Genomic DNA, 24,709 nt, shown 5'->3' with positions numbered 1-24,709 from the left:
ACCCACGCCCAGCCGCGCGCTATGCCGAGCGCTGAAGCGCCGTCGTGGCGGCGATGATGAGCCCCATCAGCGACTCGCCCACCAGCGCGCCTGAACCCAGCGCGGGCACGTGCGCATCCATCGCCTTCGGCGACCACCGCCGCGCGAGCGCCACCAGCCCCGCGCCCAGGCACAGCGTCACCGCGAAGAAGGCGGGCGTGATGAAGCCGATGCCCATCGCCACCGGCGACGGCATCCACCGCGCGGCCCGCCCCTTCGCGGCCAGCGTCAGCAACGCACCCACCCCGCACCCCACCAGCGCGCCCCACGCCGCGTACGGCGGCAGGCCCGCCAGGCCGCGCACGGACACCTCCGCCACCGCGCGGAACTGCGCCGCCGCGGGCACCGGCAGCGCCGCCGTCCCCAGCCCGTACACCTCCACCAGCGACAGGTAGGCCGGAACCGCCACCACCGCGCCCACCACCACTCCCACCAACTGCGCGCCCAGCTGCCGCGACGCCGAGGCGCCCAGCAGGTACCCCGCCTTCAGCGACCACAAGCTCACGCCCGTCTGCGCCGCCGCGCCCGCCACCACCGAACCCGCCGCCACGTTGGGCGAGAGCTCCCCCGGCCGCACCACGCCAAAGACGACCTGCGTGAGGTTCCCCATCTGGCTCACCGGCGACACGTCCGTCTGTCCCGCGCCACGCGCGCACACCGCGCACAGCGGCACCAGCAGCGCGAGCGCCAGCAACATCGACGGCACCCCCAGGCCGAACAGCACCCCGCCCAGCACCACCGTCAGCCCGCACGCGACCGCCGCCACCCACAGGCTCCACCGGGGCAGGCTCCCCCCGCTCGCGCCCACCGAGCGCAGGTCCTTCGCCGCGCCCAGGAAGTCCCGCGCCTGCGCGCCCAGCGACACCACCGCCGCCCCCACCATCAACCCCACGCCGGGCCACATCAGCCACGCGGACAGCGACTCGTACCCCGCCCCCGTCACCACGCCCTTCCCCAGCAGCCCCGGCGCCAGCACGCCCCACGCCAGCCCCGAGCCCAACAACATGCTCAGCGCCAGCTGCAGGCCCGTCATCATCCCCACCGCCAGCAGCATGGGGCTCATCCCCACGCCCCACGTCAGCGACTCCAGCGGGACACCGCCCACGCGGCCCGGCAGCGCCACCATCGCCGGCAGCCACCCTCGCGCGTCGCGGAGCCAGGTCAGCCCCATCGCCACGAGCCCCGCCCCCACCAGCGTCCGGCCCCGCCCCGCGGGCGCGTCCCGCGCGGGCGTGGCCGCGTGCAGCGTGGAGATGAGCTCCGCGGTGGCGATGCCCGTGGGGAACGGCAGCGCCTCCTGCTCCAGCAGCCGCCGCCGCAACAGCCCCGCCACCAGCACGCCCACCGCGCCCAGCGCGATGCCCCACGCCGCGATGCCCCAGCCCGGCACGCCCGTGCCCCACAGCGCCAGCGCCGGCAGCGCGCCCAGGAGCCCCGCCGACGCGGGCATCGCGCCCACCGCCGACGCGGCCGTCTGCGTGAGGTTGTTCTCCAGCGGCGTGTACGGCACGCCCCGCCTGCGCCCGTAGGCCGCGAGCCCGCTGAACCCCAGCACCGTCGCGGTGATGGAGCCGCTGTCCCAGAAGCCCGTCTTCATCCCCATGTAGAGGTTGGTGACGGCCAGGAGCGCGCCGATCAGCAGCCCCATCCCCAGCGACCGGGCCGTCCACTCGCGGCCCTGGGACGCGAGCGCGGCCACCATCACCGGGCCCGGCGCGTCCACCGCGGGCCGAGGGGCCTCCGGTCCCGCCGCGACCTCGGGAGGAGCCGCGGGGTGACCGGAGGCGGCGCTCATCGAGACGCCTCCGCCGAGCGGCCCACCAGCTCCCGCAGCTGCGCCAGGTCCAACGGCTTGCTCAACTTGAGGTTCGGCACGTCGCGCAGGAACGACGTCGTGCGCGGCGTGAAGGCCCCACCCGTCATGAACACCATGCGCCCCGCCTGCTCCGGCGCCGAGCGCCCCAGCTCGAAGTACAGGTCCATGCCCGTCATCCCCGGCATCATCACGTCGCAGAGGATGAGGTCGAAGCGTCCGCCCTCGTTCACCAGCCGCAGCGCCGCCTGCGCGCTGTTCGCCGTGGCCACCTCGTGCTCCGTCGCCAGCGAGCGCTGCAGCGCCACCGTCACGTTGGGCTCGTCATCCACCACCAGGATGCGCGCCCGCGCCCCCGCCTGCGCCGTCGCCGACAGGCGCGGGTAGAGGTCCGGTTCATGCGCCGCCGAGCGCAGGACGACGCGGAAGGTGCTGCCCTGCCCCGGCGTGCTCTCCGCGTGGATGGAGCCGCCCATGGACTCCACGATGCCGTGGCAGATGGACAGCCCCAGCCCCGTGCCCACGCCCACCGCCTTGGTGGTGAAGAACGGGTCGAAGATGCGCCCCAGCACCTCCGGCGTCATCCCCACGCCGGTGTCGCGCACCTCCACCACCACCTTGCCCGGCTCGCCCGGCCGGATGATGGCGCGAATCTCATGCTCCGTGACGGACGACGGGGCCTCCGGAATCGCCTGCGCCGCGTTGAGCAGCAGGTTGAGGAACACCTGGCACAGCCGCGCCTCGCTCGCCTCCACCGCGGGCACCGGCTCGAACTCCGTGACCAGCCGCGCGCGGTGGCGGATGACGTTGTCCGCCATCTTGCACGCCAGCTCCACCGAGCGGCGCACGTCCACCGGCATCGGCCGCGACTCCTGCTCGCCGCGCGCGAACACCTTCAGGTCCCGCACGATGGTCGCGATGCGCTCCGCGCCCTCCGTCGTCTCGCGCACCAGCTGCTGGATGGAGGCCACCGGCTGCGACGGCGCGCCCTGCGCCTCCAGCTTGTCCAGCCCCTCGCGGATGAGGTGCAGGTTCACCAGCATGTACGCCAGCGGGTTGTTGATTTCGTGCGCCACGCCCGCGCCCAGCGTGCCCACGCTGGCCAGCCGGTCCGCCACCACCAGCCGCGCCTGCAGCTGCCGGCGCTCGCTCAGGTCGCGGTGCACCATGATGTTCGCGATGATGCGCCCCTCCGCGTCGCGCAGCGGCACCACCACGGACTCGCAGACGCACGCCATGCCGTCCGCGCGCCGGAACTCCAGCTCGCCGCTCCAGCGCCCGTGCACCTCCAGCGCGGTGAGGATGGCGCCCGTCAGCCGGTCCTGCTCGCCCGGGTGCAGCACGCTGAAGAGCGTCTGCCCCATGGCCTCCTTGCGGCTGCGGCCGAACATCCGCTCCGCGCTGGTGTTCCAGTCGATGACCCCGCCCGCCAGGTCCGTGATGACGACGCCGTCGGAGATGCTCTCGAAGATGAGCGCCTGGCGGTGCAGCTCCTGCTCCGCCTGCTTGCGCGCGGTGATGTCCATCACCGTGCCCGTCACCCGCGCGGGCTGCCCCGCCGCGTCGCAGAGCACGTCGCCCTTGCACGAAATCCAGCGGTAGCCGCTGCCCGCGGGCTCGATGCGGTACTCCACGTCCACCTGCGACTTCTGCTGGAGCGCCGTGGCCAGCCCCGCGCGCAGCCGGGGCAGGTCCGCCGGGTGCACCACCTCCTCCAGGTCCATGGCGCGGCCGGACAGCTTGCCCACCGCCAGCCCCAGGAGCCGGTCCACGTGCTCGCTCCACGTCACCTGCCCGCTCTTCGCGTTCCAGTCCCAGATGCCCACGCGCGCGGCGGACAGCGCCTGCCGCAGCTGCTCCTCGCGCTGCTCCAGCACCTCGCGCTTGGAGAAGCGGAACACCGTGACGGTGCCCACCTGGAGCCGGTCGCCCTCCTGCAGCTCCGCCGTGGACACCGGCAGGCCGTTGAGGAACGTGCCATTCGTGGATTCCAGGTCGGTGACGTGGCAGGTGCCATCCCCGGCGCGCAGGATGCGCGCGTGCTTGCGCGACACCCCGTGGTCGTCGATGCGCACCTCCGCCTCCGAGCCCCGTCCGATGACGTGCTCGCCCTGCTCCAGCCGGTACGCCTTGCCAATGGCGGCCGGCGTCGTGGTGCTGATGAGGATGAGGCACGCCCCGGTCGAGGACGGGGCCGTCACCGACTGGCCCGCGCAGGTCGTGAGCTCGTCCAACAACGTCATCATGTATGCCAGCCCCCTGGCGTTCCCCTGCGCTCGGGACGGCAGTCTGCTCGCCGCCTGTCGTGCATGACGCCGCGCTCCGTGATGGCCAGAAGCCTTGGCCCGGACCGCAACCATACCCCAACGGCCTCCAATGAACGTCCCCTCCCCCCATGGGACAGGGAGGCTGACTGCTGGTGAACGGGCAGACAGGCAGGCAGGGAGGCCCCGCCGGGCACGGGCACACGCGACCCACCCGCGGGTGGTAGGGTGCGAAGTATTCATGGCGGCGGACTCCGAGAGCACCTTCCGCATCCAGGCGCGCGCGGCCGCGAACGCCACGGACAAGGGGCACGACACACCCACCCGTGCTGAACGGGGACCGGGCACGCTGGCGGGCGAGTACGTCCTCAAGGCGATGCTGGCCGCCGGCGGCCACGGCAGCGTCTACGAGGCGGAGCACCGCATCCTGGGGCGGCACGCCGCGGTGAAGGTGCTGCACGCGCACCTGGCGGACCAGGGGGAGATGCTCCAGCGCTTCGTGCGCGAGGCGCGCGTCGTCAATCAAATCCACCACCCGAACATCGTGGACGTCTACGACTTCGGGCTGATGCCGGACGGCAGCCCCTACTACGTGATGGAGCTGCTGTCGGGGCGCACCCTGAGCCAGGTGGTGCAGGAGCGCGGGCGGCTGTCCGCGTCGCGCGCGCTGGCGTACCTGGAGCCCATCTGCGGCGCGCTGGAGGCGGCGCACCGCGCGGGCGTCGTCCACCGCGACCTGAAGTCCAGCAACATCCTGGTCGTGGAGGAGGGGGAGAAGCCCCGGCTGAAGCTGCTCGACTTCGGCATCGCCAAGCTGATTCAGCAGGAGCCCGGCCAGGAGGGGCTCACCACCGCGGGCCAGCGCCTGGGCACCGCGCACGCGATGGCGCCCGAGCAGTTCCGGGGCGGCCGCATCGGTCCGCCCACGGACGTGTACGCGCTGGGCGTGCTCCTCTACCAGCTGCTCACCGGCCGCTACCCCTTCCAATCCGACGACCGGCTGGAGCTGGAGCGCATGCACCTGGAGGCCCCTCCGCCGCGCCCCAGCGTGAGGGCCCCGGTGTCGCCCGCCATGGACGCGGTGGTGCTCCGGTGCCTGGACAAGGACTCCACCCGCCGCTACCCCAGCGTGAACGCCTTCCTCACCGCCCTGCGCGAGGCCGCCGAGGAGCCCGGCCAGGTGGAGGGCCAGACGCGCATGGTGCTCGCGGTGAACGCGGAGGTGCTGCTGCCCACCGCCGAACAGGACGACGACACCGTCTACGCCGCGCTCGCGGGCGTGCTGGACACGCTGGAGCAGGGATTGCGCGCCCAGGGCTTCCTCCTGGCGCTGCAGACCGGCACCACGCTGCTGGGCGTGCGGCCCGTCTCCTCCGCCGCCGACGCCGCGCACGCGCTCCACGCCTTGAGGGAACTTCACTCGGAGGCGCAGCGGCTGGCGGACTCCGCGCAGGCCCGCGTCCACCTCTGTCTCCACCATGGCGAGGCGGAGACCCGCGGCGAGGCCGGTGAGGCCGAGGTGGTAGGCGGCCCCGTCACGCATGTGGCAACCTGGAACGTAAGGGAGCCGGGTGGTTTCGCCATCACCCGTCCCGCGTCCCAGTTCCTCGAGAGTCCTCCCCCGCAGTGAGCCGTCCCCGCCGCCCCCCAGCCTCCCGCCCGCCCCCCTGCGACACCCGCATGCGCTGTGGCTCCATGCCGTTCACCGGCCTACCTCTGGCTCCGTGAGAATTGGACCCACACCATAATTTTTTGACTAAGCCGTATTTCTTTCCGATCCTGAATCCGTCACGATTCCCCTGTCTGACAGTTTCAGCACCTTTCTGGCTGAAAGCCTGGACTGCCTGACATTCTGGAAGTCGGACCTCCGACTTCCCTCGAGCGGGAGCCCCCTACATGCGCCTCACCCCTGCTTTTCGGCCTGGAAGTGGATGCAGTGAGTGGTGGAACCGAAGTGCCTCACGCCAACCCCTGAAGGCGGTGTTGATGACGGGGGCGCTGCTCGCCCTCGTGGGTTGCGGCGCGCTGCCCGAGGACGCCGTCCCGGACGCGGCGTGGGCTTCGGTGGATCAGGCCCAGGCGGGGGACAACGGACTGTCGACCAACGGACTGTCCACGAATGGCCTGTCCACGAACGGCCTGTCGACCAACGGCCTGTCCACGAACGGCCTGTCCACGAACGGGTTCAACGACTGGTTCAACCAGAACGCTTCCTCCGCGCCGACGCTGATGGCGTACATCGTGAAGTGCGCGGTGCCGGCGGGGCAGACGCGCACGTTCCAGGCCACGTCCACGGGCGTGAAGTACACGTGGCAGGGGAGCCTGGGGCTCGCGCCGGGCTGGGCCGGGGGCAAGGCCGCGACGGTGCTGGAGCAGCAGGCGGTGAGCGCGTGCCTGGCCGCGCACGCGAACAAGTACGGCCTGCACATCGCGCTGTCCGTGCTGGGCCGCGCCGCGGACGGCGTGGAGGTCCCCTACTCCGCCGAGGAGCTGACCCAGTTCAACACGAAGGAGGCCTGCTTCTTTGGCAACCTGTTCACCAACGAGGGCGTGTTCGCGGCGCGCGATCGCGACTTCAGCACGGCGGAGAGCTCCACCCGGGCGTGTGGCCTCACCCTGAAGGCGGATAACTGCGCGCCCATCACCAACGTGGGCAGCTGCGCGCAGTTCTGCACGCGCGGCGACGCGAGCCAGCCCTACTACACGCAGTGCACGTACAACGGGAAGACGTACCCGGCCATCACCACGCGCGTGCAGCCCGCGGAGCTCTACCGCTGCGGCGACGGCGTCTGTCAGTTCACCGAGCACTGTGGCAACGGCACCACGGCGGACAGCTGCCGCGCCGACTGTGGCACCTGTTCCTGATCGCACCCGGGGTGGAGCTGACGATGACGCACCGGGCATGAGAGGCCTCCCCCAGGGGCCCCTGCCCGAGCCTCCGGGCGAGCGGTGTGAGCCTTCCGCGCGCCCGAGTCCTGAAATGGAAAGAAGGGCGGAGCACGAGCCGGGCGGTGTCGCCTGACGGTGTCGCATACCCGCGCGCACCTTGCCGGGCACGGGGCGTCGGTGTTGGATGGCCCTCCGCAGGCCGGCCCGCCATGGGGACCACCGCCATGGGGACCACCGCCACGAGGTGCGGTGACGGCCGCGGATGGAAGTTGGGTTGGAGCGGGCCGCGATGACGTTACGAGCGAAGGTGGGGCGGTTGGAGGCGATGACGCGGCGGCGGGGCTCGCTGCGACAGGCCTTCGAGCGCCTGGGCTCCGGCCCCCGGGCCTCCCAGGACGCCTCGCGCGCGGACAACCACCTGCTGGAGGAGACGGTGCGCGAGCGCACCGCCGCGCTGGAGGCCGCCAACGCGAAGCTGTCCAGCAGCCTGGAGCAGCTGCACGCGACCCAGGCCCAGCTGCTCTTCGCGGACCGGCTCATCGCGCTGGGGCGCATCGCGGCGGGCGTGGGCCATGAAATCAACAACCCGCTGGCCTTCATCCTGAGCAACCTGGAGTACATCCACCAGGAGCTCCAGCAGAAGGAGCGCCTGTCGGAGCAGGACCGGCAGGAGATATTGGAGGCGCTGGCGGAGACGCGCGACGGCGCGGAGCGCATCCGGCTCATCGTGAGGGACCTGCAGACGCTGTCGCGCGCGGAGGACGTGGGCAGCGGGCCCGCGGAGCTGGCCGCGGTGGTGCGCACGGCGGCGAAGATGGCGATGCACGAGCTGCGGCACCGCGCGCGGCTGGTCGTGGAGTGCGACGGCGTGCCGCCGGTGCAGGGCAACGGCTCCCGGCTGGGCCAGGTGTTCCTCAACCTGCTGCTCAACGCGGCGCAGGCCATCTCCCCGGGCAACGCGGAGGCCAACGAGGTGCGCGTGGTGGCCCGCCCCGGCGGCCCCGGCCAGGTGCTGGTGGAGGTGCGCGACACCGGCTGCGGCATCGCGCCCGAGCACCGCGAGCGCATCTTCGACCCCTTCTTCACCACCAAGCCCCTGGGCGTGGGCACGGGCCTGGGGCTCGCGGTGTGCCATGGCATCGTCACCTCGCTGGGGGGGACCCTGACCATGGAGAGCACCCCTGGCCGGGGCACCATCTTCCGCGTGTCCCTGCCGGTGGCGGGCGCCTTCGTGCAGACGCCTCGCTCGCAGGCCGACTGGACCTGAGGCCCGCCCCTTCAGCCTCCGCCGGGCGGCGTCACGCCCAGCGCCCCCTGGAGCATCCCGCCCAGCACCTCGCGGAAGCGCGCATCCGAGGCCGCGTCCACGGGGCGGCCCAGCACGGGCAGCAGCACCTCGCGCGCGAGCACGAACCACTGCGACGCGCACAGCGCCACGAGCAGCGTCATGTCCACCATGTCGCGCGACGGCGGCGGCGCGCCCTGGGCGACAGCCACGCGGCCCGCCTGGAGCTCCAGCGCATCCGCCAGCAGCCTCAGCCCCTGCGCGCGCGCCAGCGGCATGTGCTCCGCGCGGCCGGTGAGCAGCGCCCACGCCATCAAGCGGCCATGCTTCTCCTGCTGGAGCACGGAGAAGAAGCGCTCCAGCAGCTCCCCCGCGCCCGGAGGCGTCCGCGCCGCGAGCAGGTGCTGGCGGAAGGACTCCGCCAGCAGCTCGTTGCGCCGCACCAGCACCTCGCGCACCAGCGCCTCGTAGGTGCCGAAGTAGTGCGTGACGAGCGCGTGGCTCACCCCCGCCGCCTTCGCCACCGCCTGGAGCCCCACCCGGTCCGGCCCCTGCTCCACGAGCAACGGCTCCGCCGCCTGGAGGATGGCCTCCCTCGCCTCCTCCGGGGTGCGCCGCCTGCGGGGCGAAGAGGGCTTCGCGGAACGACGGGGAGCGGTGCGCCGGACCGGAGCCCGGCCCGTGGGACGCCTGGGTGCCATCGCGGCCATCCTACCCACCGCGCGCGGCCATTCAACGCGCCGCTTCCGGCCCCGCCCCGGCTATTGTCAAACTTGACAACAAATCCCGACGGTCACTATCCATGGACCACCGGGCGCGCGTGCCCGGGGTGTGCTGGCCCTTGCGAGGTCCGTGATGCTGCCGCTTCATCCGTCCCTGCCGGTGTTGTTCGTGCTGGTGCTGGTCATCTCGGGGAGCATCAAGCTGCTGACGGTGACGACCGGGTGGCTGGTGTGGCGCACGCGGCTGGCGGAGCGCATCCGGGTGTACCGGCGGGAGCTGGCGAAGGGGCAGCTGCGCAGCGAGGCGGTGGCGGCGGTGGGCGTGGTGCTGACGGACGCGGTGCTCATCGCCACCTTCCGTTATTTCGCCGAACCGATGATGGGGCCCTTCCGCCTGTCCACGGCGCTCTGGTCCTACGCGTGGATGTTCGTGGGCTTCGAGGTGTGGTTCTACGTGACGCACCGGCTGCTGCACCTGCCGCGCTTCTACCGCTTCCACGCGCAGCACCACGTGGCGCAGGTGACGGAGCCGCTCACCGCGCTGTCGTTCTCCGTGGTGGAGCGGCTGGTGCTGATGAGCGGCGGGCTGGGCATCCACTTCCTGGCCCTCCAGCTGAAGCCCGGGACGCAGGTCGGAATCCTGGCCTACATGCTGACCAACTACGCCCTCAACGCCTTCGGGCACGGCAATTCGGAGTGGCTGCCCAAGCGCTTCGTGACGTCCTGGGTGGGCCGCGTCTTCTTCACGCCCACGTTCCACGCGCTGCATCACGCGCGCTACCAGGGACATTACGGCCTCTACACCGTGGTGCTGGACCGGTGGCTGGGCACCGCGTTCGACGACTACCCGCTCGTGCACGCCCGCGCCCGTGACGGTGCGGGCCTCACGCGCATCGGGGAGCGGCTGCCCGTCCCGCCGTCCGCGGAGGTCCCGGCCGTGCCCGAGGCGCGGCAGGCGCTCTGAGGTCCACCGGGCCCCGACGTCCCACGGTGGGCCGGGCCCCGCGCGGGCGTGGGCCGACGGACACTGGGCGCGGGTGGCGCGGCCCGGGAGGGATGGCATCCGGTGGGGCCGGACCTAGAATCGAGCGGTGCACTCCCAGCAGGACGTGATCATCATCGGCGCGGGGGCCAGCGGTACGCTGCTGGCGGCCTGTCTCTTGCGAGGGGCCCGTTCGCCCCTGCGCGTGGCCCTCGTGGAGAAGGCGGAGCGGGTCGGGCGGGGGGTCGCGTACTCCACCACCAGCGCGCGTCACCTGCTCAACGTCCCGGCCGGCCGCATGAGCGCCTGGGTGGAGGACCCGGAGCACTTCCTGCGCTGGCTGCGCGTGGACGCCCCGGACACGCTCCCGTCCGTGTTCGCCGAGCGCCGCCGCTATGGCCAGTACCTGGAGGCGGTGCTGAAGGAGGCGGCCGCGCGCGCCGCGCCGGGCGTCCAGTTGGAGACGCTGCGCGACGAAGTGACCGTGGTGGTGGACACGGCCAGCGGCGTCACGGTGTCGCTCGCGAGCGGCGCCCGTCTGGAGGCGCGCGGCGCGGTGCTGGCGTTGGGCAACGCGCTGCCCGCGGACCTGCGCGTGCCGGACGGCGGGCTGTACTCGAGCCCGCGCTACCACCGCTCGCCGTGGGCAGCCGGGGCGCTCGAGGGCATCCAGCCCGAGGAGCCGGTGCTGCTCATCGGCTCGGGCCTCACCATGGTGGACACGGTGCTGTCGCTGGGCGAGCGCGGCCACGTGGGGACGGTGCACGCGCTGTCCCGGCACGGCCTGCTGCCACACGCGCACCGCCCGGCTGGAGCGAAGGTGCCCGCCGCCGCGGAGCCCCTGCGGATCCGCGAGCTGCTGCGCTCGGTGCGCCGGGAGATGGACCGCTGTCGCGACGCGGAGGCGGCGGCGCACGCGGCCTCGCCCTCCGCGCCGGGCACGCCCCCCTTCAGCACGCTGCGCATCCGCGACGTGCTCCGCTCGGTGCGCCTGGAGGTCGACGCGCAGGTGGCCGCGGGCGCGGACTGGCGCGCGGCGGTGGACGCGCTGCGCCCGGTGACCACGCCCCTGTGGCAGCGGCTGACGGACGCGGAGCGACAGCGCTTCCTGCGCCACCTGCGCGCGCACTGGGAGGTGCACCGCCACCGCATGGCGCCGGAGATCAACGCCGCGCTGGAGGCGTGGCGACGGGATGGGCGGCTGGTGCTCCACGCGGGCCGCGTGCTCGACTTCCAGCTGGAGCCGGACGCGGTGGCGGTCCGCCTGCGCCCCCGCGGCGAGCGCGAGGCCCGGGTGTTGCGCGTGGGCCACGTCATCAACTGCACCGGCCCCGAGTCGAGCCTGTCCTCGCGCAGCCAGCCGCTGCTGCGCGGCCTGCTGGAAGCGGGGCAGGCTCGCGCGGATTCCCTGGGCATGGGGCTGGCCACGGCGCCGGACGGCGCGGTGCTGGATGCGCGCGGCCGGCCCTCGGCCCACCTCTTCACGATGGGGCCACCGCGCCGGGGCGACCTCTGGGAGACCACCGCCGTGCCGGAGATCCGCGCCCAGGCCCGGGAGCTGGCGGACCACCTGCTGCGCGGCCCCGGCATGTCCCGGACCGCCTCCGACCCGGCCCCCGCCGCGCCCCATTGAGCGGGGCCGCACGCCTGCCTGCCCGGTAGAGGACCTGACAGGCGCCATGACCTGGAGACCGGGCCCTGCCGACAGGCAGGCAACGGTTCACCCCAGCGGAAGGGTGTGGGGGGCGGGGATTCATGCGACATTCCGGGTCCCCCTCCTGGAGTGCCTCCCCCATGCCCCTGAAGCGCCCCCTCCCCGCACTCATGGGAGGCGTGTCCCTGTCCGTCCTCGCGAGCCTCGGGGCGGTGGCGTACCAACACCTGCGCACGGACGCGCTCGAAGCACGGCTGCTGCGCGAGGTGAACACGTTGATCCACGCGGAGCACCCGCGTCCGTCCCACGTCATCCCTTCGCGGCCTGGCACGTTCGGTGACGCCCTGTCGCCGCTGCTGCCCACGCTGCTCCGCCAGACCCACGACACGCCGGCCCCCACCGCGCAGGAGGCGGCGCTCCGCGAGGCGGTGACCGAGGGCCGCGCGCCGGTGACGGACCTCCCCGCCACGTGCCGCGAGGCGCTGGAGCAGGGCCGCCCGCTGATGCGGCAGGTGCTCGCCGCCACCCACTCGGAAGGGGGCGGCCTTCCGGAGGACCTGCGTCCCCTGTCCGGACCGGACATGTCCCGGCGCGACGCGCTGACCCAGGCCCTGCGGCAGGTGATGGAGCAGGCAGCGCTGGAGACGCGGCTCCAGGTGGCCCGGGGCGACGCGGACGGCGCGGTGGACACGTGCGTGGACGCGCTCGCGCTGGGCCGGGAGCTGGCCCTGGGCGGTGGGCTGGTGGGACAGCGGCTGTCCGCCCAGGGTTACGCGCGTACCTGGCGGGCCTGCGCGGACGCGCTCGACGCGGCCTCCCTGGTCCGCAAGCGCCGGGCGATCTCCCAGCTCACCCGGCTGCATGAAGGGTTCCCGCCGGTGTCGCTGACCCTGCACGAGGAGGCCGTCGCCTCACAGCTCGTGGCCTTCCGCGACCTGCTGTCCGACGACGCCCGCAGCCAGCTTCCGCCCACGTGGTTCGACGCGCCCCCGCTGCCGGGCGCCCTGTCGCGCCGCCACCAGTGGCGGCAGTGGGTGGAGGACGCGGACCGCCTGCGCGCCGTGGTGGATCAACCCTCCGAGGAGCGCCGCCGCGCGCTGGAGTCCCTGGACGCCCAGAAGGCCACGGAGCGCTTCCGCCACGCGGAGGCCCCCGCGGTGCGCCTGTCCCCCGAGGACGCCGAGGCGCTGGACCTGCGCGCGCTGCGCTCCGAGGCGCTCATCGCCCTGGCGGAGGTCGACGCGGCCCGGGCGGAGAAGGGCCAGTGGCCCCGCGCGCTGATGACCCGGACGACGTCGCTGGTGCTGGAGCCCGTGGACGACGCCCAGGTCGTCATCCGCTCGTGCGTGCGGGGCCTGACGCCCGAGGCGCTGCTCGTGACCGCGGACCGCCCGGCCGCGCTCCAGCAGGTCCGCGACCAGCCCTGACGCTCCGCACCGTTGGCGCCGCGCTCCGCCGACTCCGCGCTCCGCCGACGCCGCGCTCCGCCGACGCCGCGCTCCACCGACGCCGCGCCCGACTGGCGCCCCACCCGCCGACGCCGCGCTCCACCGACGCCGCGCCCGACTGGCGCCCCACCCGCCGACGCCGCGCTCCACCGACTCCGCGCCCGACCGGCGCCCCACCCGCCGCCCGGCCTCGTCTGGCGCGGCATCCCCCTGTCGAGGGGGACGGGCGTTGTACGATGCCGCCTTTCCATGGACGTCGTGGGAGGGAGCCGTCATGTCGTGGAAGCTGGTGCTGCTGGACGAAGTGTCGAAGGTGCTACCGGACGCGCCCCTGCAGGGCTCCGACATCCGCGTGGAGTTGCCGACCGCCAGCTACGCGCTGCCCGCCGGAGAGAAGCTGGGCGCCCTGACGTTCGCGTTCGACGTGTCGGCGCGAGGCTTCGTCGAAGGCTATGACGCCCCGGCGGACGTGGACGCGGCGGGCGTGGTGGGCGAGGCCCCGAGCGACCCGACGGCACAGCTGGCCCCGCCGCTCGTCTACGGCGGGGACGCGGCGTGGCTCAAGTACGCGGTGGAGACGCGCGTGAAGGCGGACGTCGGCGTCCCCCTGCCCTACGTGGCGCTCTCGGCCAACGGCGACGTGCGCGTGCTGCTGGCGGACTACCATCGGCACCCCCAGCGGATGAACGCGCGCGCCGCGCTGAAAGAGGACGCCCCTTCGCTCCGGCTGCCCCTGCTCACGTCGTCGCTGGACGCGCTGGGCGTGGGCGACGCCATCGCCTTCCAGGCGCGCGGCGAGCTGTCCGTCACCGCGACGCTGGACTGGACGGACGTCTACACGTCCAACCTCCAGACGCTGACGAAGCTGCTGTCCGCCAGCACCCTGCTCTCCTTCGAGGCCAAGGCGGGCGCCACCGTGTCCGCGAAGGTGAAGGTGACGGACGACTACGCCGTCATCTTCTCCCGGCCCGAAGCGGGCCGCGTGCGCGTGCAGGTGAAGAAGGCCGTGGCGCGCGAGGCGGGCGTGACGGCCGCCCTGCACGTGGAGGCCCGCCTCACCGATCCGGCCGCCCTCGTCACCCAGGTGGAGCGCGTCCTGGAAGGGCTCCTGTCGGTGCCGCTGGGCACCTTCGAGTCCCTGCTGACGAAGCTGGAGGCGCACGCCCTGTCGGAGAACGAGACGAAGGTGCTGCGCATCATCCTGGACCGGCTGGGCTTCCAGGAGCTGGAGGTCAACCTCACCGCGCTGCGCGCGCGCTGGGACAAGCTGCGAGCGGACACGCGCGCGCGCATCCAGGCCCTGGCCGAGTCGAAGTTCGAGGCGGGCTTCCGCTACGAATACCTGCGCATGAAGGAGCAGACCGCGCTCCTGTCCGCCGTGTGCACCGACGCCCAGGCGCGCGCCCTGCACCCGCTGCTGGTGACGGGGCGGATGGACAGCGCGATGCAGCGGATGCAGGCGGACGGCCTGACGCTGGAGCAGTGCCTGCTCAAGGAGGTCAACAAGGAGTCCAACGCGTGGGGCTTCTCCTTGAAGCTGGGGACGTGGGCGCTGGGCGGCAGTGACACGCGCGAGCTCACCCAGGTGGTGCAGCGCAACAGCCTGGAGAAGGAGGCGCCCCAGCGCATCTCGTTCCTGGGCGTGCGCTCCTACACCGGCGCGCTGCTCACGCCGTACTCGCACTGGACGGCGGACTTCAAGGCGGACATGGCGGAGCACCGCAAGTCGCCCACCGTGGCGGACTTCGACCTGGGCCTGTACCTGCTCCTGCGCCACGACGCGCGCAAGCAGGGAGACGACGACCTGCGGCAGGCCGTGGACGAGGCCATCATCTGGGGCGCGCTGGATGACGCGGAGGAGGAGGAGGTCCTCAAGCGCATCCGCGCCGCCGCCGCGGGACAGGCGTTCGAGACGCGCGTGGAGCTGAAGCTGGACAACCGGACGCTGCGCGACGTCATCACCCACGCGGCGGATCCCGACGCGCCCTCCGCCTTCGCCCGCGCGCTGGGACGGGCGCTGCCCTGGTACGCCGTGCCGTGCCGCGACCGCCCCGCCGTGCGCGAGTCGATCTACGCGCCCCTCTGGAAGTCCTACCTGGAGCAGAACTGGTCCGCGGCCGACGCGGCCAGGACGGCCGCCGCGTCCCTCAAGAACAACCCCCTCGTCGGACGCTTCGCCCACACCGAAGGGCAGCTGGGCGACGGGATGCTGACGTTCGCGGAGGTCATCCAGAAGAACCCCGGCACGGTGTCCAAGTGGCGCGACCTGCGCGCGGGACTCCTGGACCTGCGCAACAACGAGCAGCGCTCGCCCGCGGTCTTCAACGGCGCGTTCAAGGCCCTGTCCCAGTCGTGGGCCCAGTCCTTCCATCTCAAGGCGACCGGCGCGTTCTTCCTGGAGCTGGCGGCGCGCGGGGGCAACGGCCTGGCGACGGTGGAGCGCACCTTCACCGTGACGGTGCCGGGGGCGGGCACGAACCTCGTGTTCTCCAAGTCACGGGCCTGACGCCGGCGCGGGCGGTCCGTCGGGTTCCGCACGCTCGCCGGGCGTGCGGACGAAGCGTGGAGGAGCTGGTGGACGCGCACGAAAGGCGCCGCGTTGCCGCGCCCCGGGGGCATCACTAGATCCGAAGCCGCACGCAGCACGCCCCGGCAAGGAACCCCGCGCGATGATCGTCGGTCGGATGTTGTCCTGGCGGATCATCCTCCGCTACACGGGACGCCCCGTCGTCACCCACGTCATCGTCGCGCTGGCCATCGCCCTGGGCTACGAGGTGCTGGGCGCCAAGTGGCTGTCGGTCCCCGCGCTGCCGGTGTCGCTGCTCGCCGCGGCGCTGGGCGTGCTGCTCGCCTTCCGCAACAACTCCGCCTACGAGCGCTGGTGGGAGGCGCGCACCCTCTGGGGAGGGCTGGTGAACTCCTCGCGCACGCTCGCCCGGCAGGTCCTGACCTTCCTGCCCGCGCCCCGGGCCCAGCGCAGCGACGGCACCCCGGAGACGCCCTCCACCGCGTCGCGGCTGGTCCGGACGGCCGTGCAGCCAGACGGGCCCGCCCTGGCCCCCGCCTGGGCCAAGGTGGGTGACGGCGCCGTGCGCGACCACTCCGGCCGCGCGCGCGACCTGCGCGACCCGGACGCCCCCCGCCCGCATCTGGCCTCGTTCATCCACCCACCGTCGGAGTGGAACGCGCCCCGGGGCATCATCACCGGCATCACCGAGGACGCCCGCGAGCTGGTCTACGCGCAGATGGGCTTCGTGAACGCGCTGCGCTGCCACCTGCGGCGGCAGGACCCCTTCCCGGAGATCACGCCGTTCTTCCGCCCGTCCGTGCTGGAGGCGCTGCGCGGCGAGCAGAACGTGCCCGCCTCCATCCTGCTGTGGATGGGCACGCGCCTGCGCCGCATCTACAGCGACGTCCAGCACCCGGAGAAGGTCTACATGCGCGTGGCGATGGACAAGACGCTCTCGGACCTGACCGACCAGCTGGGCGCGTGCGAGCGCATCAAGAACACGCCCCTCCCCCGCCAGTACGACATCCTCCCGCGCGCCATGGTGCGCGCCTACCTCACCCTGCTGCCCCTGGGCGTCGTCGCGGACCTGGGCGTGCTCACGCCGCTCGTCACCGCCATCATCGCGTTCCTCTTCATCGCCCTGGACGCGGTGGGACGCGACGTGGAGGACCCCTTCGAGGATGGCGTCAGCGACACGCCCATGACGGCGCTGTGCCGCACCATCGAGATCAACCTGCGCCAGATGCTGGGCGAGTCAGCGCTGCCCCCGCCCCTCCAGCCGCGCAACGGCCTGCTGTATTGAAGGGCCGCCCTACTCCACCGCGGACACCTCCACCGTGCCCAGCCCGTCCACGGTGAGCCGCACCTGGTCGCCGGGCTTCATCAGGTAGGCGGCGGTGGCCGCGCCCGACAGCACCAGGCTCCCCGCGGGCAGCACCTGACCGCGCTCCGCCAGCAGCGCGCACAGCTGGATGAGGGACACCACCGGGTCTCCGGAGATGGCGTCCGAGCGCGCCTCGCCCTCCACCTTCCCGTTCACCTCCATGCGCATCTGGAGCCGCGTGAGGTCCAGGTCGCGCGGGCCGCGCTCCAGGGTGCCGGGCACGAACAGCGACGACGACGCGTTGTCCGCCACCACGTCCGGCAGGCTGAAGTACTTGAAGCCCACGAAGCGCGAGTCCAGCACCTCCATCGCCGCGAAGACGGCGTCGCACGCGTCCAGCACCTCGTCGCGCGTCACGGCCCCCTTCAGCTCGCGCGACGTGCGGAAGGCGATCTCCGGCTCGATGCGCGGGTGGATGCCCGCGCCCACGCTCACCGTCCCCCCCGCCCGCACGCGCATCCGGTCCGTGAGCACGCCGAAGATGGGCGAGCCCAGGTTCATCTGCTGGCGCTTCGCCTCCGACGTGAAGCCCATCTTCAGGCCCACCACCCGCTCGCCCTGGGCCTCGCGCAGCCGGATGCCCTCCGCCTGCACCGCGTAGCCGTCCGGCACGGACAGCTGGGGGTGCGCATGCGTCAAGGGAGGCACCTCCCGCCGCTCGCGCCGCGCCGCGTCCAGAATCCGAGCCAGGGCCACCACGTCCGCTGTCGAGGTCATGACGCGGAACATTTCCATGCCCGGCCCGCAATTCCACCAAGGATTCACCGGTGGAGCGGGTCCCGGAGTCGCTGGGAGGCGAACGACCGCGCAAGCGAGCGCCACCCGACGTCCAGCGCTCGGAATCCTGGAGGCGGTGGACGGGCGCGACATACATTGCCGCGCGTCTGCCCAGGAGGGAGCTGCCTTGGAAAAGGTCCTCAACTACATCGGTGGCGAGCTGGTGCCCGCGGCGGGCGGCCAGTGGCTGGACAAGCCGGAGCCAGCGACGGGCCGGCTGTACGCGCACGTGCCGGACTCGCGCGAGGCGGACGTGCAGTCCGCCGTGGAGGCCGCGGGCCGGGCCTTCCCCGCGTGGTCCGCGCTGCCCGCGGCGGAGCGCTCGCGGATGCTCCGCCGCGTCGCGGGCCTCATCCACGAGCGCCTGGACGCGTTCGCTCGGGCGGAGTCCATCGACACGGGCAAGCCGCTGGCGGTGGCGCGCACGGTGGACATCCCGCGCAGCGTGCTCAACTTCGAGTTCTTCGCGGACGCGGCGACGCAGTTCGCCAGCGAAGCGCACCCGATGGACGGCGTCGCGCTCAACTACACGCTGCGCTCGCCGCTGGGCGTGGTGGGCTGCATCTCGCCGTGGAACCTGCCGCTGTACCTGCTCACGTGGAAGATCGCCCCCGCGCTGGCGGCGGGCAACTGCGTGGTGGCGAAGCCGTCGGAGGTGACGCCGATGACGGCCTTCCTCCTGTCCCAGGTGTGCCGCGACGCGGGCCTGCCGCCGGGCGTGCTCAACCTGGTGCACGGCCTGGGTCCCCACGTGGGCGGCCCGCTCACGCGCCACCCGGACGTCAGCGCCATCTCCTTCACCGGCAGCACCCGCACCGGCGCGGAGATCGCCCGCGTCGCGGCGCCCGCGTTCAAGAAGCTCTCGCTGGAGATGGGCGGGAAGAACCCCAACGTCATCTTCGCGGACTGCGACTTCGACGAGGCGCTGGCCACCACGCTGCGCTCCTCGTTCGCGAACCAGGGGCAGATCTGCCTGTGCGGCCCGCGCATCTTCGTGCAGCGCCCCCTCTACGCGCGCTTCCAGGAGGCGCTGGTCGCGCGCACGCGGGCCCTCAAGGTGGGCGACCCGCTGGAGGCGGGCACGGACCAGGGCGCGCTGGTGTCGCGCGAGCACTTCGACAAGGTGATGGGCTACATCGCGCTCGCGAAGCAGGAGGGCGGCAGCATCCTCACCGGCGGCAAGCGCGCCAGCGTCCCCGGCCGCTGCGAGAACGGCTGGTTCGTGGAGCCCACGCTGGTGGAGGGCCTGACGCCCACCTGCCGCACGAACCAGGAGGAGATCTTCGGCCCGGTGGCCACGCTCATGCCCTTCGACGACGAGGAGGAGGTGCTGTCGTGGGCCAACTCCACGCGCTATGGGCTGGCGGGCAGCGTGTGGACGAAGGACCTGGCGCGCGCGCACCGGTTCGCCTCGCGGCTGCACAGCGGCATCGTCTGGGTGAACACCTGGATGCTGCGGGACCTGCGCACGCCGTTCGGCGGGGTGAAGGAGTCGGGCGTGGGCCGCGAGGGCGGCTGGGACGCGCTGCGCTTCTTCACCGAGCCCAAGAACGTCTGCATCAAGCTTTGACCCCAGGAGCGACACAGTGAGCGCTGGCGAGCGGATTGATTCGAAGAAGGCCCCGGAGCCCGTGGGGCTCTACCCGCACGCGCGCCGCGTGGGGAACCTCCTGTTCCTCTCCGGCGTGGGCCCGCGGGAGCGCGGCAGCAAGGCCATCCCCGGCGTGGAGCTGGACGCGCGGGGCGACGTCGTCTCCTACGACATCGAGACGCAGTGCCACTCCGTGTTCCGCAACGTGCGCTACATCCTGGAGGACGCGGGCTCGTCGTGGGAGCGGCTGGTGGACGTGACCGTGTACCTCACGGACATGAAGCGGGACTTCCCCACGTACAACCGGCTGTGGGCCGAGTACTTCAAGAACGACCCGCCGTGCCGCACCACGCTGGAGATCAACCGGCTGCCCACGCCCATCGCCATTGAACTCAAGTGCATCGCCACCATTGGAGACGAATGACATGGGCCGACTGACCCCCATCAACTTCAAGAAGTGGATCGACGAGCACCGCCCGCTGCTCAAGCCCCCGGTGGGCAATCAGCAGGTGTGGGCGGACCGGGACTTCATGGTCACGGTGGTGGGCGGCCCCAACTCGCGCACGGACTTCCACGTCAACGAGGGCGAGGAGTTCTTCTACCAGTTGGAGGGGGACATCACCCTGCGCGTCATCGACGAGGGGCAGGTGCAGGACATCCCCATCCGCGAGGGGGAGATCTTCCTGTTGCCCCCCAAGGTGCCGCACTCGCCGCAGCGGCCCGCGGGCACGGTGGGCCTGGTGCTGGAGCGCCGCCGCCAGCCGCGGGAGCTGGACTCGTTCCTGTGGCTGTGCCCGAAGTGCGGCGACAAGCTGTACGAGGAGTCCCTGCACGTCACCAACCTGGTGACGCAGCTGCCGCCGGTGTTCGAACACTTCTACGGCAACCCCGAGCACTGCACCTGCAAGCGGTGCGGCACGCAGGTGACGCGGGGTGGTGCGCCCCAGTGAAGGTCGACATCCACACGCACCTCCTGCCCCCGGAGCTGCCCCGCTTCGCCGAGCGCTTCGGCTACGGCGGCTTCATCACGCTGGACCACCACGCGCCGTGCCGCGCGCGGATGCTGCGGGATGACGGGAAGTTCTTCCGCGAGATCGAAAGCAACTGCTGGGACCCGAAGCAGCGCGTCGTGGAGTGCGACGCGCACGGCGTCCAGGTGCAGGTGCTGTCCACGGTGCCGGTGCTCTTCAGCTACTGGGCGAAGCCGCAGGACGGCCTGGAGGTGGCGCGCTTCCTCAACGACCACCTGGCCTCCGCGGTCGCCGCGGCGCCCAGGCGCTTCGTGGGCCTGGGCACGGTGCCGCTCCAATCCACCGACCTGGCGGTCAAGGAATTGGAGCGCTGCGTGCGCACGCTGGGCTTCGCGGGCGTGCAGATTGGCAGCCACGTCAACGACCTGAACCTCTCCGACCCGGCCCTCTTCCCCTTCTTCCAGGCGGCGAGCGACCTGGGCGCCGCCGTCTTCGTGCACCCGTGGGACATGATGGGTGAGGCGAAGATGGCGAAGTACTGGCTGCCGTGGCTGGTGGGGATGCCGGCGGAGGTGTCGCTGGCCATCTGCTCGCTCATCTTCGGCGGGGTGATGGAGCGGCTGCCGAAGCTGCGGCTCGCGTTCGCGCACGGCGGCGGCGCGTTCCCCGGCACGCTGGGCCGCATCCAGCACGGCTTCGAGGTGCGCCCGGACCTGGTCGCGGTGGACAACCCGGTGGCGCCGCGCGACTACCTGGGGCGCTTCTGGGTGGACTCGCTGGTGCACGACGCGGAGACCCTGCGCGCCATCGTGAAGCTGTTCGGCGCGGACAAGGTGGCGCTGGGCAGTGACTACCCCTTCCCGCTGGGCGAGGAGCGGCCCGGCACGCTCATCGAATCGCTGACGGACCTCTCCCCCCCGGTCCGTGAGCGGCTGCTCTATCGCAACGCCCTGGAGTGGCTGGGGCGCTCGCACGAGGACTTCGCACCATGACGGCCCCTGTCTACGAAAGCTCCGACGCGTTCGCGCACCGGCTGGACGCCGAGGATCCGCTGCGGCCGTTCCGCGACGAGTTCCTCCACCTGGCCGCCCCCTCCGGCGCGCCCGCCATCTACCTGGCGGGCAACTCCCTGGGGTTGCAGCCGCGCAAGGCGCGCAAGTACGTGCAGATGGAGATGGAGGACTGGGAGCGGCTGGGCGTGGAGGGCCACGTGCACGGCCGCCACCCCTGGCTCCCCTACCACGAGCTGCTGACCGAACAGGTGGCGCGGCTGGTCGGCGCGCAGCCCCTGGAAGTCGTGGTGATGAACACCCTGTCGGTGAACCTGCACCTGATGATGGTGTCGTTCTACCGGCCCACGCGCGAGCGCTACAAGATCCTGGTGGAGGGGGGCGCCTTCCCGTCGGACCAGTACGCGGTGGCGTCGCAGGCGCGCTTCCACGGCTACGACCCGAAGGACGCCATCATCCGGCTGATGCCGCGCGCGGGCGAGGACACGCTGCGCCCCGAGGACGTCCTGGAGGCGGTGGAGCGGCACGGGAAGGAGGTCGCGCTGGTGATGCTGGGCAGCGTGAACTACCTCACCGGGCAGGCGTTCGACCTGAAGGCCATCACCCGCGTGGCGCACGCGCAGGGCTGCAAGGTGGGCTTCGACCTGGCGCACGGCGCGGGCAACCTGAAGCTGTCGCTGCACGACGACGGGCCGGACTTCGCGGTGTGGTGTTCATACAAGTACCTCAACGGCGGGCCGGGCAGCCTGGGCGGCGTGTTCGTGCACGAGCGGCACGCGCACTCGCCACAGCTGCCGCGCTTCGAGGGCTGGTGGGGGCACAACAAGGCCACGCGCTTCGAGATGGGCCCCACGTTCGACCCGCTGCCCGGCGCGGAGGGGTGGCAGCTGTCCAACCCGCCCATCTTCCAGCTGGCGGCGCTGCGCTCGTCGCTGGAGCTGTTCGACAAGGCGACGATGGAGGCCCTTCACGCCAAGAGCGTGAAGCTGACCGGCTTCCTGGAGTTCCTGCTGGACCGGCTGCCCGCGGGGTTCGTCACCATCACCACGCCGCGCGATCCGAAGCAGCGCGGGGCGCAGCTGTCGCTGCGCTTCCGGGGCGAGCCCAAGCGGCTGCTCCAGCGGCTGGCCGCGGCCGGCATCCTCTGCGACTTCCGCGAGCCGGACATCATCCGCGCCGCGCCCGCGCCGCTCTACAACACGTACCTGGACGTCTTCCGCTTCGTGCGGACGCTGGAGGCCCATGCCCTCGAATGAGTCCAAGCTGACGGTGGTGGGGGCGGGGCTCGTGGGGTCGCTCCTGTCGCTGTACCTGGCCCGCCGCGGACACACGGTGGAGGTGCTGGAGCGCCGCCCGGACATGCGCCGCGAGACGCTGGACGCGGGGCGCTCCATCAACCTGGCCATCTCCACGCGCGGCCTGCACGCGCTGTGGCAGGTGGGGCTGGAGGAGGAGGCGCTGAAGCACGCCATCCCCATGCGCGGGCGGGTCATCCATCCGGTGCGCGGCGAGCTGGCGTACCAGCCCTATGGGAAGGACGACTCGCAGCACATCAACTCGCTGTCGCGCGGGTGGCTGAACCGGTTCCTGATGACGCGCGCGGAGGAGACGGGCCGGGTGCACCTGCGCTTCCGCCAGCGGGTGACGCACGCCGACCCGGCTGCGGGGAACCTGACGGTGCAGGACGAGGCCACGGGCGAGACGCGCGAGGTGCGGGACGCGGTGGTGTTCGGCACGGACGGCTCCGGCTCCGCGGTGCGGCAGGCCCTTCAGCCCCAGCCGGGCTTCCACGCGTCCCAGGAGACGCTGGGGCATGGCTACAAGGAGCTGACGATTCCGCCGGGCGAGGGCGGGCGCTTCCAGATGGAGAAGCACGCGCTGCACATCTGGCCGCGCGGTTCGTACATGCTCATCGCGCTGCCCAACGAGGACGGCAGCTTCACCTGCACGCTGTTCCTGCCGTGGCAGGGGCCCATGAGCTTCGCGGCGCTCCAGACGCCCGAGTCGCTGGAGGCGTTCTTCCAGGAGCAGTTCCCGGACGTGAAGGCGCTGATCCCCGGGCTGGTGGAGGAGTTCTTCTCCCGGCCCACGGGGCAGATGGTGACGGTGAAGTGCGCGCCGTGGCGCGTGGGCGGGCGCACGCTGCTGCTGGGCGACGCGGCGCACGCGATGGTCCCCTTCTACGGGCAGGGGATGAACTGCGGCTTCGAGGACTGCGTGGTGCTGGACTCGCTCCTGGAGGCGCGGCCGGACTGGGAGCAGGCGTTCGGCGCATTCGAGGCGCTGCGCAAGACGAACGCGGATGCCATCGCGGACATGGCGGTGGAGAACTTCATCGAGATGCGCGACAGCACCGGGGATCCGCGCTTCCTGTTGGAGAAGGGCGTGGAGAAGGTGTTGCTCAACGCCTTCCCGGGGGAGTTCGTCAATCGCTACACGCTGGTGAGCTTCAGCCGCGCGCCCTACCGGTTGGCGTACGAGGTGGGCACCATCGCGGGCGGCATCGTGGCGGAGCTGTCGCGGGCGCTGAAGCGCCCCGAGGACGTGGACCTGGACGCGGCGGCGAAGCTGATCCGCGGCCGGCTGACCCCTTTCATGAAGGAGCACGCGGATGGATTTCGGCTTGAAGGGTAGGCGGGCGTTGGTGACGGGCGCGTCGTCCGGGTTGGGGCGCGCCATCGCGCAGACGCTGGTGCAGGAGCGGGCGACGGTGGCGGTGTCGTCGCGCGGTGGGGAGAAGCTCCAGAAGGCGGCGAAGGAGCTGGGCGCGGCGCTGGCGGTGCCGTGTGACTTGACGCAAGCCGGGACGGCGCGCGAGCTGGTGCGCGAGGTGACGGAGAAGCTGGGCGGGCTGGACGTGCTGGTGGTGAACACGGGCGGGCCGCCGTCCGGTGGCTTCGAGGCCATCACGGGCGAGCAATGGCAGGCGTCCTTCCAGAGCCTGTGGCTGTCCACGGTGGAGGCGATTCAGGCGGCGCTGCCGGGCATGAAGGCGCAGGGCTGGGGCCGCATCGTGCTGGTGACGTCCACGGCGGCGCGTGAGGCGATGAACAACCTGACGGTGTCCAATGGCTTGCGCGCGGGCCTGCTGGGGCTGGTGAAGAGCCTGAGCAACGAGGTGGCGCCGTATGGCATCACGGTGAACGCGGCGCTGCCGGGCTACCACGCGACGGACCGGATGAAGGACCTGGGCCTGTCCGACGAGAAGGTGGCGCCGAACATCCCCGCGCGCCGGCTGGGGAGGCCCGAGGAGTTCGCGGCGCTGGTGACGTTCCTGGCGTCGGAGCCGGCCGCGTATATCAGCGGACAGTCCATCGCCTGCGACGGTGGAGCGCTGAAGGGCTTCTGAGGTGACGTCCGTGTCCTTCCGG

At 72.3% G+C, this 24,709-nt stretch carries 19 protein-coding genes; 15 read left to right on the top strand and 4 right to left on the bottom strand.

Annotated elements, in window-relative coordinates; translation table 11 throughout:
* Positions 1-19 precede the first annotated feature (19 nt).
* Together GTY96_RS00270 and GTY96_RS00265 are read right to left on the bottom strand one after the other, a co-directional pair.
* On the bottom strand, positions 20-1,834 hold the full coding sequence (locus GTY96_RS00270) for an OPT/YSL family transporter (RefSeq protein ID WP_161663560.1): 1,815 nt from the start codon (positions 1,832-1,834) through the stop codon (positions 20-22).
* On the bottom strand, positions 1,831-4,095 hold the full coding sequence (locus tag GTY96_RS00265; RefSeq protein ID WP_143908078.1) for a PAS domain S-box protein: 2,265 nt from the start codon (positions 4,093-4,095) through the stop codon (positions 1,831-1,833). The genes GTY96_RS00270 and GTY96_RS00265 overlap by 4 nt, the downstream gene beginning before the upstream one ends.
* Positions 4,096-4,357: 262 nt before the next feature.
* Between GTY96_RS00265 and GTY96_RS00260 the strand changes: the two genes are divergently transcribed.
* The 3 genes from GTY96_RS00260 (at position 4,358) to GTY96_RS00250 (ending at position 8,272) form a co-directional block, all read left to right on the top strand.
* On the top strand, positions 4,358-5,746 hold the full coding sequence (locus GTY96_RS00260; protein ID WP_143907940.1) for a serine/threonine-protein kinase: 1,389 nt from the start codon (positions 4,358-4,360) through the stop codon (positions 5,744-5,746).
* 356 nt (positions 5,747-6,102) lie between these two features.
* A complete protein-coding gene (locus tag GTY96_RS00255; RefSeq protein WP_143907938.1) occupies positions 6,103-6,981 on the top strand; it encodes a hypothetical protein in 879 nt (292 codons plus the stop codon).
* Between the two features lie 313 nt (positions 6,982-7,294).
* Complete coding sequence (locus GTY96_RS00250; protein WP_143907936.1) at positions 7,295-8,272, top strand: sensor histidine kinase; 978 nt, start codon at positions 7,295-7,297, stop codon at positions 8,270-8,272.
* An 11-nt stretch (positions 8,273-8,283) separates the two neighbouring features.
* On the opposite strand, the gene GTY96_RS00245 is transcribed toward GTY96_RS00250, so the two are convergent.
* Positions 8,284-8,991: a TetR/AcrR family transcriptional regulator gene (locus GTY96_RS00245; protein ID WP_161663559.1), complete on the bottom strand. Its 708-nt coding sequence runs from the start codon at positions 8,989-8,991 to the stop codon at positions 8,284-8,286.
* Between the two features lie 154 nt (positions 8,992-9,145).
* On the opposite strand from GTY96_RS00245, the gene GTY96_RS00240 reads away from it, so the two are divergent.
* The 5 genes from GTY96_RS00240 to GTY96_RS00220 all read left to right on the top strand — a co-directional run bounded on the left by GTY96_RS00240 (position 9,146) and on the right by GTY96_RS00220 (position 16,908).
* The gene (locus GTY96_RS00240; RefSeq protein WP_143907932.1) at positions 9,146-9,976 is read left to right on the top strand and encodes a sterol desaturase family protein; all 831 of its coding nucleotides are present in this window, start codon (positions 9,146-9,148) and stop codon (positions 9,974-9,976) included.
* A 127-nt stretch (positions 9,977-10,103) separates the two neighbouring features.
* The gene (locus GTY96_RS00235) at positions 10,104-11,627 is read left to right on the top strand and encodes an FAD/NAD(P)-binding protein (protein WP_161663558.1); all 1,524 of its coding nucleotides are present in this window, start codon (positions 10,104-10,106) and stop codon (positions 11,625-11,627) included.
* 161 nt (positions 11,628-11,788) lie between these two features.
* Complete coding sequence (locus GTY96_RS00230) at positions 11,789-13,075, top strand: hypothetical protein (protein ID WP_161663557.1); 1,287 nt, start codon at positions 11,789-11,791, stop codon at positions 13,073-13,075.
* Between the two features lie 295 nt (positions 13,076-13,370).
* Positions 13,371-15,602: a hypothetical protein gene (locus GTY96_RS00225; RefSeq protein WP_161663556.1), complete on the top strand. Its 2,232-nt coding sequence runs from the start codon at positions 13,371-13,373 to the stop codon at positions 15,600-15,602.
* A gap of 163 nt (positions 15,603-15,765) precedes the next feature.
* Positions 15,766-16,908, top strand: coding sequence for a bestrophin family protein (locus GTY96_RS00220; protein WP_143907924.1), 1,143 nt, complete (start codon positions 15,766-15,768; stop codon positions 16,906-16,908).
* Positions 16,909-16,917: 9 nt separating this feature from the next.
* Here the strand turns inward: GTY96_RS00220 and GTY96_RS00215 are convergent, their stop codons facing one another.
* Positions 16,918-17,706 carry a 2-keto-4-pentenoate hydratase gene (locus GTY96_RS00215; RefSeq protein ID WP_143907922.1) on the bottom strand — a complete coding sequence of 263 codons (789 nt, stop codon included), beginning with the start codon at positions 17,704-17,706 and terminating at the stop codon, positions 16,918-16,920.
* Positions 17,707-17,893: 187 nt separating this feature from the next.
* Between GTY96_RS00215 and GTY96_RS00210 the strand changes: the two genes are divergently transcribed.
* The 7 genes from GTY96_RS00210 to GTY96_RS00180 are packed head-to-tail and all read left to right on the top strand — an operon-like array spanning position 17,894 to position 24,687.
* Positions 17,894-19,336, top strand: a complete 1,443-nt coding sequence (locus GTY96_RS00210; protein WP_161663555.1) for an aldehyde dehydrogenase — start codon at positions 17,894-17,896, stop codon at positions 19,334-19,336.
* A 16-nt stretch (positions 19,337-19,352) separates the two neighbouring features.
* Positions 19,353-19,781 carry a RidA family protein gene (locus GTY96_RS00205; protein WP_143907918.1) on the top strand — a complete coding sequence of 143 codons (429 nt, stop codon included), beginning with the start codon at positions 19,353-19,355 and terminating at the stop codon, positions 19,779-19,781.
* A gap of 1 nt (position 19,782) precedes the next feature.
* Positions 19,783-20,307 carry a 3-hydroxyanthranilate 3,4-dioxygenase gene (nbaC, locus tag GTY96_RS00200; RefSeq protein WP_143907916.1) on the top strand — a complete coding sequence of 175 codons (525 nt, stop codon included), beginning with the start codon at positions 19,783-19,785 and terminating at the stop codon, positions 20,305-20,307.
* Entirely contained in the window at positions 20,304-21,320 is a 1,017-nt protein-coding gene (locus GTY96_RS00195) for an amidohydrolase family protein (RefSeq protein ID WP_161663554.1), read from the top strand. Before nbaC ends, GTY96_RS00195 begins: the two co-directional genes overlap by 4 nt.
* Entirely contained in the window at positions 21,317-22,594 is a 1,278-nt protein-coding gene (gene kynU, locus GTY96_RS00190; protein WP_143907912.1) for a kynureninase, read from the top strand. Before GTY96_RS00195 ends, kynU begins: the two co-directional genes overlap by 4 nt.
* A complete protein-coding gene (locus GTY96_RS00185) occupies positions 22,581-23,972 on the top strand; it encodes an FAD-dependent oxidoreductase (protein WP_161663553.1) in 1,392 nt (463 codons plus the stop codon). Before kynU ends, GTY96_RS00185 begins: the two co-directional genes overlap by 14 nt.
* Complete coding sequence (locus GTY96_RS00180; RefSeq protein ID WP_235685269.1) at positions 23,962-24,687, top strand: SDR family oxidoreductase; 726 nt, start codon at positions 23,962-23,964, stop codon at positions 24,685-24,687. Before GTY96_RS00185 ends, GTY96_RS00180 begins: the two co-directional genes overlap by 11 nt.
* The last annotated feature ends 22 nt before the right edge of the window (positions 24,688-24,709 follow it).

This window comes from Corallococcus silvisoli, assembly GCF_009909145.1.
Taxonomy (GTDB): domain Bacteria; phylum Myxococcota; class Myxococcia; order Myxococcales; family Myxococcaceae; genus Corallococcus; species Corallococcus silvisoli.
This window is presented reverse-complemented; position numbering and strand designations above follow the sequence as displayed.